Origin of the sequence: Pseudomonas baltica, from assembly GCF_014235765.1 — a bacterium.
Lineage (GTDB): Bacteria > Pseudomonadota > Gammaproteobacteria > Pseudomonadales > Pseudomonadaceae > Aquipseudomonas > Aquipseudomonas baltica.
The window spans coordinates 639383-652676 of record NZ_JACMYH010000001.1; the positions used below are offsets into that span (position 1 = coordinate 639383).

A 13294-nucleotide genomic window follows, 5' to 3' on the forward strand; every position below is an offset into this window, starting at 1 on the left:
CTAACCCTATGAAATGCGGAATTATTTTTGGCGCGGGTGAATTCGGCATGCTGGTGAGGCAAGGGCAACTGCGATAGCATCCCGGCACAGGCGAAATCCCATCGAGCCGAGGTTGCCGGATGTCCAGCATGCAATATCCCCCGTCCTTCTACGCCGCATCTGCCAATGCAGCGCCGTCTCGCCCTGCCCTCCAGGATGATATCGAAACGGACGTGTGCATCATTGGCGCAGGCTACACCGGGCTGTCCAGTGCGCTGTTCCTGCTCGAGCGCGGTTTCAGCGTCTGCGTGCTGGAGGCGGCCAAGGTCGGCTTCGGTGCTTCGGGGCGCAACGGTGGGCAGATCGTCAACAGCTACAGCCGGGATCTGGATGTGATCGAACGCAGCGTCGGTGCCGGACAGGCGCGGTTGCTCGGCGACATGGCTTTCGAGGGCGCGCGGATCATTCGTGACCGGGTCACTCGCTACGGCATCAATTGCGACTTGAAGAACGGTGGCGTATTCGCTGCACTGACGGTCAAACAGATGAAGCACCTGGAGGGTCAACAGCGCCTGTGGGAACGTTATGGGCACACCCAGCTGGAGCTGATGGACCAGACGCGCATCCGCCAGGTCGTCGATTGCGATCAATACATGGGTGGTCTGCTGGATGTCAGCGGCGGGCATATCCACCCTCTGAACCTGGCGTTGGGCGAAGCGGCCGCGGTCGAATCGCTGGGCGGGCGCATCCATGAACAGTCGCCGGCCCTGCGCATCGAGCGCGGCGCCAATCCTGTCGTGCACACAGCTCAGGGCCGGGTGCGGGCAAAATTCGTGATCGTTGCCGGCAATGCCTACCTTGGCGAGTTGGTGCCGGAACTGGCGGCCAAGTCCATGCCCTGCGGCACTCAGGTGATCGCCACGGAGCCCTTGGGCGAGGCGCTGGCGCGCAGCCTGCTGCCGCAGGACTACTGTGTGGAAGACTGCAACTATCTGCTCGACTACTACCGCCTGACGGCCGACAAGCGCCTGATTTTCGGCGGTGGCGTGGTGTATGGCGCGCGGGATCCAGCCAATATCGAGGCGATCATCCGACCGAAGATGCTCAAGGCGTTCCCGCAGTTGGCGCAGGTAAAGATCGACTATGCCTGGACAGGCAATTTCCTGCTGACCTTGTCGAGGCTGCCGCAGATGGGCCGCCTGGGCGACAACATCTATTATTCCCAGGGTTGCAGCGGGCATGGGGTGACCTACACCCACCTGGCGGGCAAGGTGCTCGCCGAGGCGCTCAGCGGCCAGGCCGAGCGTTTCGACGCTTTCGCCGACCTGCCCCATTACCCTTTCCCTGGTGGCCGCACCTTCGGCGCGCCGCTGACCCAACTGGGCGCCTGGTATTACAGCCTGCGCGATCGCCTGGGGTTTTGATCGGAGCGCGAGCAGCCTGAAACCCTGCGGCGTCCCCGGACGCGGCTCGCGCCGCTGCTACAGGCACCGCGTTCCCCTGTAGCAGCGGCGCAAGCCGCGTCAGGGAGCGCTGTGGTGGGTCAGGCAGAACGCATACACCGCCGACGCGGCTCGCGCCGCTGCTACAGGCACCGCGTTCCCCTGTAGCAGCGGCGCAAGCCGCGTCGGCGGTATAGGCGCTTTGCCTGTCACACCGCGGCGTCCCTTTCGCGGCCAATGACCGCTCCTACAGGGGAAGCGCTCAGGAGCCGAGCGCTTTGCGGGCGCGGGCTGCGGCGGGTTCCTGGCCGGCGGCGGCGGTTTCGCCAGCGGCGTCCAGCCAGCGCTGGCGGTCGACCTTGGCCGGCAACTGGTTGGGTTGCTGAACCAGAATGGCCCAGGCACCGGCGCTCTTCCACGCCGAATCGAAGCTGTCGAAATCCATCGGCAGACGTCGGTTCATCCCCGAGCGCAGCAAAACGTGCCGTTTGAATCGGTCATAGCCCACCAACAAGGCATACCGCGGTTGCGACCAGAACGCCGAGCCCTCGCTGTAGCGCAGCAACACCGGGTTACCCGCCGCCACCTGAGTCAGCAACGCATTGAGCTGCGGATCGAGCGCATACACCAGCAAGCCATACTCGCGGGCGACCTGCGTGATGTTCTGCTGCAGGCGATCGGTTTCACCGGGCAGTTTCAGCGCCGGATCGAGCAACCCAGGTGTAATGGTAATGCCTTGTTGCGAGAGCATGCTGGCCAGCACCATCGAACCGCTTTGATTGGCGTTGCCCCGATAGAACGGTACGCCGTTGAGCTCCACTCGGTCCGCCAGGCCAGGCAGTGCCGGGCCGTTGTTGCTTGCGCAACCGGCCAGACCTGCTACCAGGCTGCACATCAGCAGTAGACCGGCCACGACGTTAGATCTGGGCTGCATCGTATTCCCTTGCTCCGTGGCGACACACACTGTGACGCCGGAACGGCCATCATAGATTTCCCGCAGCCAGCGGTATAGCGGCTGAACAATGGACGGCCGCACAGGCCCGGCCGATGCACGCAAATGACCTTTCGTCAATAGGTTGAAACGCCCGCAAACCCTCAAGGTCATCTATTACGTGACCTAGAAGACGCGAAAGCAATGGAGGTAGTGATGAGCCTTGCAATGATAATCTTCAGCCTGATTGCCGGCTGGATGGCCGTAGCGGCCGCCATGCTCTGGGGGGTGCTGCGAATCGCTCGCCGCCACCAGCACGCGCAGCCGCAGCCACGAGCAGCCAAGCGCTCTGCGCCGGCCGCACCCCGTCGCACCGGGACGCCTCAGCACGTCTGACCCGTCCGTCCGGAACGTCAAGCCAGCGAAAAATCCAAGGCGAACAAAAAGGGGGCATCCATGCCCCCTCGCTTTGTCTGCCGCCTTTACGCTTCGCGATTGGCCGCCAGCTTGCGCTGCTTGGACCTGCGCGACCACATGTTCAAGCCCTCGATCGTCGCCGAGAACGCCATCGCTGCGTAGATATAGCCTTTAGGCACGTGTGCACCGAAGCCTTCCGCGATCAGCGTCATGCCAATCATGATCAAGAAGCCCAAGGCCAGCATGACCACTGTAGGGTTGTCGTTGATGAACTTGGCCAGAGGCTCTGCGGCCACCAGCATCACGATGACGGCGCTGACCACGGCGATGATCATGATCGGCAAGTGCTCGGTCATGCCCACGGCGGTGATGATGCTGTCGATGGAGAACACCAGGTCCAGCACCAGGATCTGACCGATCGCCGAGGCGAAGCTCATGCTTACCTTGTCGCCGATTTTCGCCTCTTCCTGATCGACCGGATCCACGGTGTGGTGGATCTCCTTGGTCGCTTTCCACAGCAGGAACAAGCCACCGGCGATCAGGATGACGTCCTTCCACGAGAACCAGTGATCCAGCACGGAGAAAACCGGCTCGGTCAGTTGCACGATGTACGCCACGGTACTCAGCAGGCCCAGGCGCAGGATCAGCGCCATGCTGATACCGATACGGCGTGCCTTGGCCTGAATTTCCTTGGGCAGCTTGTTGGTCAGAATCGAGATGAATATCAGGTTGTCGATGCCCAGCACGACTTCCATGATCACCAGGGTCACCAATGCCACCCAGGCGGTGGGGCTTGAAGCCAGTTCCAGTAGGTATTCCATGTATCGTTCCTGCCCTTATCACGGTTCGCTGAATGTCTGGAGAGGCTCGGCTGGTGCCGCGCACGCTAGCAAGCCCCAACTACTGGCTCTTTGCTAGCGAGGCATTCTAGAGACACGGACACCTCTGGAAAATTCGTATTTTTACCAGTTACACTTCGGTTTTTACGAAGTGTAGGTCGCCGTGCTCAATTATCGTCAGCTTCACTATTTCTGGGTCGTTGCGCGCACCGGGAGCATCGTGCGTGCCAGTGAGCAACTCAACCTCACCGCACAAACCATTAGCGGTCAGATCAGCCTGCTTGAAGAAACGTTCTGTGTGAAATTGTTTCGGCGTGTTGGCAGGCACCTTGAGCTCACCGAGGCCGGTCGCCAGGCCCTGCCCTACGCCGAACGCATGTTCCAGATTGGCGGAGAACTGGAGGCGGTGCTGCGGACCCAACCCGATGAGGAACAGATTCCTTTTCGGGTGGGCGTAGCCGACGTGGTGCCCAAGTCGATCGTGTATCGGCTGATTGCACCGACCATGGAACTGAGCGAACCCCTGCGCATCAGCTGCCGGGAAGACAAGCTGGAGCGGCTGCTGGCCGATCTGGCGATCCAGCGTCTGGACATGGTCATCTCCGACAGTCCGATGCCATCACACCTGGACATCAAGGGCTACAGCCAGAAGCTTGGCGAATGCGGCATCAGCTTCTTCGCTACCGAGCAGCTGGCCGCACGCCATGGCGGCGATTTCCCGCAGTGCCTGCACGGCGCACCGCTGCTGATTCCCGGCCAGGAGAGCGTGCTGCGCAGCCGGCTGATGCGCTGGTTCGGCGATCAAGGGCTGCTGCCACGGGTCGTCGGCGAGTTCGACGACAGCGCACTGATGCAGGCCTTCGGGCAGTCGGGCAGCGGCATCTTCATCGCGCCCAGTGTGATTGCCGATGAAATCATGACCCAGTACCAAGTGCGGCTGATCGGGCAGACCGAAGCCGTCACCGAGTCTTTCTACGTGATTTCGGTAGAGCGCAAGGTCAAGCACCCTGGCATCGTGGCCATCACCGAAGGTGCACGCCGCGAGCTGTTCACCGCGCCGGCCTGACTCGCGGCCGCACATCGCCCCGAGGTTTTTCCCGGGGCTTGCGGACAACTATGGCAACATTGGTCATCGGCTTTTACACAAAGGGTGCCCCCATGAAGATCATCAACGCCAGGTTGCGCAAGACCGAAGGCCTGCACACCGTCACCTGCAGCGGTGCCCGCATAGCGGCGATCCAGGCACAAATCGACAGGGTCCAGGCTCATGGGGATGACATCGACGCACAGGGGCAATTGTTGATAGCGCCGCTGGTCGAGCCGCACATTCACCTGGACGCCACCCTCACGGCCGGTGATCCGCAATGGAACATGAGCGGCACCCTGTTCGAAGGCATCGAACGCTGGGGCCAACGCAAGGCGAGCATCACCCACGAAGACACCAAGCAGCGCGCCCTGACCACCATCGGCATGCTCGCCGAACACGGCATCCAGCACGTACGCACGCACATCGATGTGACCGACCCGACCCTGGGCGCGCTCAAGGCCATGCTCGAAGTGCGCGAAGAAGCGCGCCACCTGATCGATCTGCAGATCGTGGCGTTTCCCCAGGAAGGTATCGAGTCCTACCCCGATGGCCGCCAGCTGATGGAGCGCGCAGTTGCCATGGGGGCCGACGTAGTGGGCGGAATTCCGCACTTCGAGAATACTCGAGAGCAGGGTGTCAGCTCGATCAGCTTCCTCATGGACCTGGCCGAGCGCACCGGTTGCCTGGTGGACGTGCATTGCGACGAGACCGATGATCCGCATTCACGATTTCTCGAAGTACTCGCCGAACAAGCTCGCGTGCGTGGCATGGGCAGCCGGGTCACGGCCAGCCACACCACGGCGATGGGCTCGTACGACAACGCCTATTGCTCGAAGCTGTTCCGCCTGCTCAAACAGTCGGGGATCAGCTTCGTGTCCTGCCCGACCGAAAGCATTCACCTGCAGGGGCGTTTCGATACCTTTCCCAAGCGCCGCGGCGTGACCCGCGTTGCCGAGCTGGATCGGGCGGGCATGAATGTCTGCTTCGGCCAGGACTCCATCAAGGACCCGTGGTACCCGCTGGGCAACGGCAATATCCTGCGGGTCCTGGATGCGGGCCTGCACATCTGTCACATGATGGGCTTCGAAGACCTGCAGCGCTCGCTCGATCTGGTCACCGACAACAGCGCCCGCGCGCTGAACCTGGGCGAACGCTATGGCATCGCCGTGGGCCGCCCGGCCAACATGGTGATCCTGGGCGCCGAGAGCGACTATGAGGCGGTGCGCCAACAGGCCAAGGCGCGGGTGTCGATTCGCGGCGGCCGGGTATTGATGAATCGGGTACCGGAGCGGGTGGAGTTCAATCTCGGCTGACGGGCTGGACCCTGCTCGGTGCCGGTCCCGAGCCAACTGGCACCGTCGGCCGCTGACGTTGTATCTGACAGACACGTCCTACAGCACAAGGATCCTTCCTGCACTCATTACCGGACCCCCTCCTCTCTAGAGTGGCCGACGGCGGATTCTTCCCGCCGCTTGCCCATGTTTCCCAGCCCCCGAGAGGAGCATCCACGTGCAACCAGCAGCCTGCAGCACCCCTTCCTTGACCCGACACACGCTCGGCATGGCCATCTCCATGGCCCTGCTGACGGCCCTCGAACCTGCCATGGCCGATGGATTGGTGGCAATCGATGGCCCTATGGGCACCGCGTTGGTCGACAGCCAAACGCCTGCACCGGTGATTGCCATCGTTGCGCCCAATGCCCAGGGTCTTTCCCACAACCGTTGGCAGGACTACAACGTTGGCGCGGCCGGTGTGGTATTGAACAACAGCCTGTCTGCGGGACAAACCAGTGTTGGCGGGCGTGATATCACGGTTGCGGCCAACCCGCAGTTGGTCGATGTCGCCGCTCGCACCATTCTCAACGAAGTGGTGGGCACGCGCGGCTCCCGTATCGACGGCGAGCAAGTCATCTTCGGCCAGGCCGCCGACTACGTGTTGAGCAACCCCAATGGCATCGAGCTCAATGGCGCCCGCCTGGCCCTGGGTCAAGCCGACACGGCGACTTACGTGGTGGGCACAGCGGTGCTGGCAGACGGCGCGATCGCGCGCTACGACACGCGTGATTCGCAACAGCGCCTGGTGGTCGGCCAAGCTGGCGTGAACGCTGGCGCCGGCTCCGTGCAATTGATCGCGCCCAGCGTGATGGTCAGCGGCGACATGACGGCGGGTGGCGATTTGAGCTTGCTGATGGGTCGCCAGCAGGTCGATGCGCGAACGCTGGCCAGCACCGACACTACCCCGACGCAGACGGCGGTCGACGCCAACCTGCTGGGCGCCATGCACGCCCGGCGCATCAAGGTCATCAGCACCCAGGCCGGTGCCGGCGTGAACATGGGCATCACCGGCATGCACGCCGCCCAAGGTATCCAGATCGCGTCGGCCGGGGCGCTGGCGATCAGTTCCACCGCCCGCCAGAACGGCGAGCCCGCCCAGGCCACGCTCGACGCGGGTGACGAGGACGTGAGCCTGTCTGCCGCAAGTGACTTGACGCTGACGTCGCTGGCAGTCACGGGTCGACACATCGACGCACGTTCAGGTGCGCGCCTGAAGCTGGACGCCCTCGCTCACCAGACCGAAACACAGCGACCGGCGCTTGCCGAGGATCACTGGTTCACCTTGGCGCAGGGGGAATCCGACGCTCACGTCACCGAACGCACGCTGCGGCATGTGGGCAATAGCCTGATCGCTCAGGGGCGGGTGCGCCTGGACGGGGTCAACGGCATCGACATCGCTGCCAGCCGTATCGCTGGACCGGAGCACGTCGGGATCTACACGGTGCGCGGAGGCGTCGAGGTCGGGGCGAAGCTGGACACACAAGCGCGCAGTGTTCGGCTCGCTTCGTCCGAAAGCCCTGAAGACAACGCCTCTACCTACGTCGAGCAAGCCAACACCAGCCATATCAGCGGCGGCTCGGTCACACTCCCCAGCGCCAGGCTGGTGGGTGCAACAATCGATGCGAGCCATTCGCTGCACATCGGCGGGTCGGGGGCCACGGAGATCGCTGGACTGGATCTGCGCAGCACCTTGAGCCAAGGTGCCGACGTGCGGCGCGTGACCTTGACCGAGACCCGCGCCCATGAGGCCGTGCGCACCCATGCGTATCAGTTGCCGACGCAGCTGAATGCCCTCGACGGCGAGCTGTCGATCCGGGGCACGGACATCTCCATCAGCGGCAGCAGGCTGTCGGCAGCAAGTGTGGGTCTGCACAGCCAGGGCAACATCGCCATCGAGGGTTCCAGCGCGCGCATGCATCTCGAAGGTGCGCGTCCGAGCGCGGCACAGGCAGCGCGCGGCTTCGATCGCACGTCTACAGCTGTCAGCCCCAGCGTGCTGGCAGCCAGCGGCACAGTTGCACTGCGCGCGCGTCGGTCGACCTTTAGAGACGGTGACATTTCCATCGCGGGCTCCCACCTGTTGGCAGGCACTGCCCTGACCCTCGACGCCCAGGACAGCGTCTGGATAAGCGGCATCGGCGAAACGGAAGGCTTCACCCTCAGCGGGTCGCATTGGGGCCCAATGGCCGGTGCATCGCAAGGCTCCTGGAACCGTACGGGCTTCAAGGAATCCCAGGCGCGCAGCACGCTGGCCGGTGGCACCGTGCAGGTCACTGCGGGCACGATGCTCGACGTGGCTGGCTCGGAGCTGGACAGCAAGGGGGACATCAAGCTGCAGGCCAGCGATATCCAGCTTACCGCCAGCCTGGAGCCTGCGGGACCGCGCAACTGGGCGATATGGTTGGACAACGATCTGCCTGAGTATCATTTCGTGTCAACCGACGGTAATGCTCGTACGCCCGTGACGGACCGTGTGCATAACGGCTTCGCCATGAAAGCGGGCGGCGATATAGACATCTCGGCGGTGCGATTGGCCACCCATGCCGCTTCGGTCAACGCAGCGGGTCGTTTGACGATTGCCGGCAGCCTGGCATCGTTCAAGGACACCCCGGTGTTGGACAGCGATGCAATACGCAGACATTACCATGGCTACATTCCGCCGCGACGGTCGAGCTGGCAAGCCCCGACGGGTTTGCCACTGGCAGCCCTGGACGTGCAAGCGCCCAGTAAAAACGGCACGACCCGCGAGTCGGCGTTCGTGGCCGGCACGGTCGGTGCCGATACCGCCCAGCGCATCAGCGATCTGAACATCCCGCTGAGTTTGCGCTGACCCACGCAGGCGAATCCAGAACCCGACCCTGTATCCGTGTGGACGGTCAGTGACTGCGAAGCGTGCATCGCAGATCAGGGCCGGGTGCTTTGTACCAGCAGCATGATGGCGTCGCGCTTTTCCAGCAAATGCTGGCGCAGGATCGCGCTCAGGCGCTTGCCGTCGCGGGCCTGAAGGGCTTCGATCATCTGTTCATGGTCGTGCAGGGCGCGATCCCACTTGGGTGCCTGCTGGTTGGACAGGAACCGCAACGCCTGCAGGCGGCGGTTCACCGTGAGGTACATCTGGCGCAGCGCCGAGTTACGTGACGCCAGGTTGATCAGGTCGTGGATGGCGCGGTTGCGCTGATAGTAACCCACCAGGTCATGCTGGCTCTTGCTCACCACCATGGCATTGTGCAAAGCCTTGATCTGCTCCAGCTCCGCTTCGGTGATGCGCTCGCACGCCAGCTCTCCGGCAAAGGCTTCCAGGCCACTCATCAGCTCGAATGCCTCGCGAATTTCCAATTCGCTCATGCGCGCGACGCTGGCTCCGCGGTTCGGATTGATTTCGATCAGGCCTTCCCCGGCCAGCACTTTCAGCGCCTCGCGCAGAGGCGTGCGTGAAATACCCAACGTCTCACACAACTCGCGCTCGTTCAGCTTGGTCCCGGGCGGCAGCACCCCCTCGGTGATGAACCCACGCAAGTGCTCTACCACGGTGTCGTGCAGACGCTGCCGTTCGAGACGTGGCAATTGCAGCGCGGGCGTGGCCGGGGCGGCCATTGACGAAGACTGCATGCAAACTCCTTGTACCGATGGGTTAACGCGAGCTTTTCTTATTCTAAAAAGCGCGAATTTGAGCCGATATTAGCGCAATTCAGTGGTTTGACACAGCGGGCCAAACTGCTAATGTGATTTTGCATTCAAAATACAACAACAAAGGGTTGACCCATGCTCAAGCTCGACTTCCATCCTGCCGGCCGCCATTTTCTGCAGATCCCGGGCCCCAGCCCGGTACCCGATCGTATCCTGCGCGCCATGAGCTACCCGACCATCGATCACCGCGGTCCCGAGTTCGGTGAACTGGGGCTCAAGGTGCTCGAAGGCATTCAGCAGATCTTCAAGACCCGCCACCCGGTGATCATCTACCCCGCTTCAGGCACCGGTGCGTGGGAAGCGGCACTGTGCAACACGTTGAGCGCAGGCGACGAGGTGCTGATGTTCGAAACAGGCCATTTCGCCAGCCTGTGGCAGAAGATGGCCATCAGCCTGGGGCTCAAGCCCGAATTCATCGGCCTGCCAGGCATCGAAGGCTGGCGCGGCGGCGTGCGTGCAGACATGATCCAGGCGCGCCTGGAACAGGACAGCGAGCACCGGATCAAGGCGGTGTGCGTAGTGCACAACGAAACCAGCACCGGAGTGACCTCCGACATTCCCGCCGTACGACGGGCCATCGATGCCGCCGGGCACCCTGCCCTGTTGCTGGTGGACACCATCTCCGGGCTCGCCTCGGCTGATTATCGCCATGACGAATGGGGCGTGGACGTGACCATCTCCGGCTCGCAGAAAGGCCTCATGCTGCCTCCCGGCATAAGCTTCAACGCGCTGTCGCCCAAGGCCATCGAAGCCAGCCAGCGCGGTGGCCTGCCGCGCAGCTTCTGGGCCTGGGATGACATCATCGAGATGAACAAGACCGGCTACTGGCCCTACACGCCCAATACCAACCTGCTCTATGGGCTTTCCGAGGCACTGGACATGATTCTCGGCGAAGGCCTGGACAACGTCTTCGCCCGCCACCAACGCCTGGCCCAGGCCTGCCGTACCGCCGTGCAGGCCTGGGGCCTGCCCATCCAGTGCGCCGATCCCAGTGTGTACAGCCCGGTACTCACGGGTGTGATGACGCCCGAAGGCGTCGACGCCGACCAGGTGCGCAAGACCATCTACGAGCGCTTCGACATGTCGCTGGGCACCGGCCTGGGCAAGCTCAAGGGGCGCATGTTCCGCATCGGCCACTTGGGCGACTGCAACGACCTGACCTTGATGGCCACCCTGAGTGGTTGCGAAATGGGCTTGCAGATGGCCGGGGTCAAACTGGACGCCAGCGGCGTGCTGGCCGCCATGGATTACCTGGGCGGGCAGCACGTGCCCCTGCGCCGCGAGTGAACCACCGGCGCTGCCCCTGGCTGCGCCCGATGCGACTGACTATCCCGAATCAACGCCTGCGGGCGTAAACAATAAGAAACTGGAGATAGAACATGAAGCGGTTATATCTGCGCCCCACTACCATGGTGCTGGTCATGCTGTGCGCCATGTATTTCATCACGTACCTGGACCGGGTCAACGTCAGTACCGCTGCGGTCGGTTTTGGCAAGGAATTCAACCTCACCAAGACCGAGATCGGCATCGTCTTCTCGGCCTTCGCCTACCCCTACCTGGTGTTCCAGATCATCGGCGGCTGGGTCAGCGACCGTTTCGGCGCCAAGCGCACCCTGGTGGTGTGCGGGCTGATCTGGGCCAGCGCCACGGTGCTCACCGGCATGGCCGGCGGCTTCGTTTCCCTGATCGTGGCGCGGGTGTTGCTGGGGTTGGGTGAAGGCGCCACCTTCCCCGCTGCCACTGCGGCCATGTCGCGCTGGGTCGGCAAGGAGAACCGCGGCTTCGCCCAAGGCATCACCCACGCCTTCGCCCGCCTGGGCAACGCGCTGGCGCCGGCTGCGATGGTCGCGGTAATGGCAGCCTACGGCTGGCGCGAGTCGTTCTATGTCTGCGCCGGTATCAGTTTCGTCTGGGTCGCGCTGTGGGCGCTGGTGTTCACCGAACAACCCAAGGATCACCCGCGCATCACCCAGCAGGAGCTGGACGCCCTGCCTGCGCCCAAGCCCAAGAACACCATCAAGCTGCCTTGGGGACGACTGTTCCGGCGCATGGCCCCGGTCACCATCGTCTACTTCTGCTATGGCTGGACTCTGTGGCTGCTGCTGAGCTGGGTCCCCATGTACTTCATGAACATGGGCCTGGACCTGAAAGGCACCGCTATATTCGCCTCGACCGTGTTCTTCGGCGGCGTGGTCGGCGACACCCTGGGCGGCATCGTCAGCGACCGCATCTACAAACGCACCGGCAACCTCAACCGGGCGCGCAGCCTGATGGTTGCGATCTGTCTGTCGTTGACCCTGGTAGCCTTGCTGCCACTGATGTTCACCCACGACATGTACGTCTCGCTGGCCTGCCTGGCCATCGCGTTCTTCTTCTCGGAGATGACCATCGGGCCGATGTGGGCGATTCCCATGGACATCGCCCCGGACCATTGCGGTACCGCCAGTGGCATGATGAACACCGGATCGGCCATGGCCGCGATCATCAGCCCGGTGGCCGCCGGACTGCTGATCGACAAGTTCGGCAACTGGCAGCTGCCGTTCATGGTCAGCATCGTGCTGCTGGCCATTGGCGTGGTGCTGTCGTTCCGCATGCGCCCACAGAACCGCTTCGTCTACGAGCTTCCCGCAGCCGCCACGCCGGTGGCTGTCGCGGTGCCCAAGTGACTGTTGGCGCATTGACATCAGGCGCGAAACAATCCTGAGCAAGGAGTACGATAACCTGGACCGGTGAGGCGGCGGGCCGGCCTGTGTCACGCGCCCGTCGCCACGCCTCCTGCCTGGAGAAGCCTGCCATGCCTCGTTTGTGTGCCAACCTTTCGATGCTGTTCACCGAACATCAATTCCTGCAACGCTTCGCCCGCGCCGCCAAGGCCGGGTTCAGGGGTGTGGAATTCCTCTTTCCCTACGACTTCGACAGCGCCGAGATCAAGGCGCGACTGCAGCAGCACGGCCTGACCCAAGTGTTGTTCAACCTGCCACCCGGCGATTGGGATAGCGGTGAGCGCGGGATCGCCTGCCTGCCGGACCGGCGCGAGGAGTTTCGCGCCGGCGTGGCCACGGCCATCGAGTATGCCAAGGTGCTGGGCAATACCCGGATCAACTGCCTGGCCGGTATCACCCCGCCCGGCGACGACCCGCAACTGGCGCAACGGACCCTCGTCGACAATCTGCGCTACGCCAGCGACGCGCTGGCGAGTCATGGCATTCGCCTGGTGATGGAGATGATCAACACCCGCGACATGCCCGGCTTCTACCTGAACGGCACACAGCAAGCATTGGCGATTCGCGAACAGGTGGGCCACGACAATCTGTTTCTGCAGTACGACATCTATCATATGCAGGTGATGGAGGGTGATCTGGCGCGCACGTTGCAGTCGCACCTGCAGGCTATCGGCCACGTGCAGCTGGCGGACAACCCCGGCCGCCACGAACCGGGCACCGGGGAAATCAATTTCCGTTTCCTGTTCCAGCATCTGGACCGGATCGGCTATCAGGGCTGGGTGGGGTGCGAGTACAAACCGCTGAATGGAACCGAGGCCGGGCTGGGCTGGATGAAGAGCCACAACCTGGCCTGAG

At 63.1% G+C, this 13294-nt stretch carries 11 protein-coding genes; 8 read left to right on the forward strand and 3 right to left on the reverse strand.

Translation table 11 applies throughout. The features are described 5' to 3' along the window. Window positions 1-119 precede the first annotated feature (119 nt). On the forward strand, window positions 120-1403 hold the full coding sequence (locus H7993_RS02960; RefSeq protein WP_185793384.1) for an NAD(P)/FAD-dependent oxidoreductase: 1284 nt from the start codon (window positions 120-122) through the stop codon (window positions 1401-1403). A 280-nt stretch (window positions 1404-1683) separates the two neighbouring features. Here the strand turns inward: H7993_RS02960 and H7993_RS02965 are convergent, their stop codons facing one another. Further along, complete coding sequence (locus H7993_RS02965; RefSeq protein ID WP_185793385.1) at window positions 1684-2355, reverse strand: peptidase C39 family protein; 672 nt, start codon at window positions 2353-2355, stop codon at window positions 1684-1686. A gap of 213 nt (window positions 2356-2568) precedes the next feature. Between H7993_RS02965 and H7993_RS02970 the strand changes: the two genes are divergently transcribed. Next, window positions 2569-2748, forward strand: coding sequence for a hypothetical protein (locus H7993_RS02970; RefSeq protein WP_122478187.1), 180 nt, complete (start codon window positions 2569-2571; stop codon window positions 2746-2748). Between the two features lie 86 nt (window positions 2749-2834). Here the strand turns inward: H7993_RS02970 and H7993_RS02975 are convergent, their stop codons facing one another. Next, on the reverse strand, window positions 2835-3590 hold the full coding sequence (locus H7993_RS02975; RefSeq protein WP_122478189.1) for a TerC family protein: 756 nt from the start codon (window positions 3588-3590) through the stop codon (window positions 2835-2837). Window positions 3591-3771: 181 nt separating this feature from the next. Here H7993_RS02975 and nhaR point away from each other — a divergent pair, with 181 nt between their 5' ends. From nhaR to H7993_RS02990, 3 genes are all read left to right on the forward strand, one after another. Then, window positions 3772-4674: a transcriptional activator NhaR gene (nhaR, locus tag H7993_RS02980; RefSeq protein ID WP_185793386.1), complete on the forward strand. Its 903-nt coding sequence runs from the start codon at window positions 3772-3774 to the stop codon at window positions 4672-4674. Window positions 4675-4766: 92 nt separating this feature from the next. Beyond that, a complete protein-coding gene (gene codA / locus H7993_RS02985; protein WP_185793387.1) occupies window positions 4767-6008 on the forward strand; it encodes a cytosine deaminase in 1242 nt (413 codons plus the stop codon). A gap of 196 nt (window positions 6009-6204) precedes the next feature. After that, a complete protein-coding gene (locus H7993_RS02990) occupies window positions 6205-8859 on the forward strand; it encodes a two-partner secretion domain-containing protein (protein WP_185793388.1) in 2655 nt (884 codons plus the stop codon). A gap of 74 nt (window positions 8860-8933) precedes the next feature. Here H7993_RS02990 and H7993_RS02995 read toward each other — a convergent pair whose 3' ends face one another. Beyond that, on the reverse strand, window positions 8934-9638 hold the full coding sequence (locus tag H7993_RS02995; protein WP_185793389.1) for a GntR family transcriptional regulator: 705 nt from the start codon (window positions 9636-9638) through the stop codon (window positions 8934-8936). A 153-nt stretch (window positions 9639-9791) separates the two neighbouring features. Here H7993_RS02995 and H7993_RS03000 point away from each other — a divergent pair, with 153 nt between their 5' ends. From H7993_RS03000 to hyi, 3 genes are all read left to right on the forward strand, one after another. Beyond that, on the forward strand, window positions 9792-11003 hold the full coding sequence (locus tag H7993_RS03000; RefSeq protein ID WP_122478197.1) for a pyridoxal-phosphate-dependent aminotransferase family protein: 1212 nt from the start codon (window positions 9792-9794) through the stop codon (window positions 11001-11003). 92 nt (window positions 11004-11095) lie between these two features. Then, complete coding sequence (locus H7993_RS03005; protein ID WP_185793390.1) at window positions 11096-12382, forward strand: MFS transporter; 1287 nt, start codon at window positions 11096-11098, stop codon at window positions 12380-12382. 128 nt (window positions 12383-12510) lie between these two features. Next, window positions 12511-13293 (forward strand): hydroxypyruvate isomerase, encoded by a 783-nt coding sequence (hyi, locus tag H7993_RS03010; RefSeq protein ID WP_185793391.1) that lies wholly within the window; start codon window positions 12511-12513, stop codon window positions 13291-13293. The last annotated feature ends 1 nt before the right edge of the window (window position 13294 follow it).

Excerpts from the sequence above, each read along its gene's own strand:
- H7993_RS02960 (WP_185793384.1), top strand. The coding sequence starts at position 120 with ATGTCCAGCATGCAATATCCCCCGTCCTTCTACGCCGCATCTGCCAAT.
- H7993_RS02965 (WP_185793385.1), bottom strand. The coding sequence starts at position 2,355 with ATGCAGCCCAGATCTAACGTCGTGGCCGGTCTACTGCTGATGTGCAGC.
- H7993_RS02970 (WP_122478187.1), top strand. The coding sequence starts at position 2,569 with ATGAGCCTTGCAATGATAATCTTCAGCCTGATTGCCGGCTGGATGGCC.
- H7993_RS02975 (WP_122478189.1), bottom strand. The coding sequence starts at position 3,590 with ATGGAATACCTACTGGAACTGGCTTCAAGCCCCACCGCCTGGGTGGCA.
- codA (WP_185793387.1), top strand. The coding sequence starts at position 4,767 with ATGAAGATCATCAACGCCAGGTTGCGCAAGACCGAAGGCCTGCACACC.
- H7993_RS02995 (WP_185793389.1), bottom strand. The coding sequence starts at position 9,638 with ATGCAGTCTTCGTCAATGGCCGCCCCGGCCACGCCCGCGCTGCAATTG.
- H7993_RS03000 (WP_122478197.1), top strand. The coding sequence starts at position 9,792 with ATGCTCAAGCTCGACTTCCATCCTGCCGGCCGCCATTTTCTGCAGATC.
- H7993_RS03005 (WP_185793390.1), top strand. The coding sequence starts at position 11,096 with ATGAAGCGGTTATATCTGCGCCCCACTACCATGGTGCTGGTCATGCTG.
- hyi (WP_185793391.1), top strand. The coding sequence starts at position 12,511 with ATGCCTCGTTTGTGTGCCAACCTTTCGATGCTGTTCACCGAACATCAA.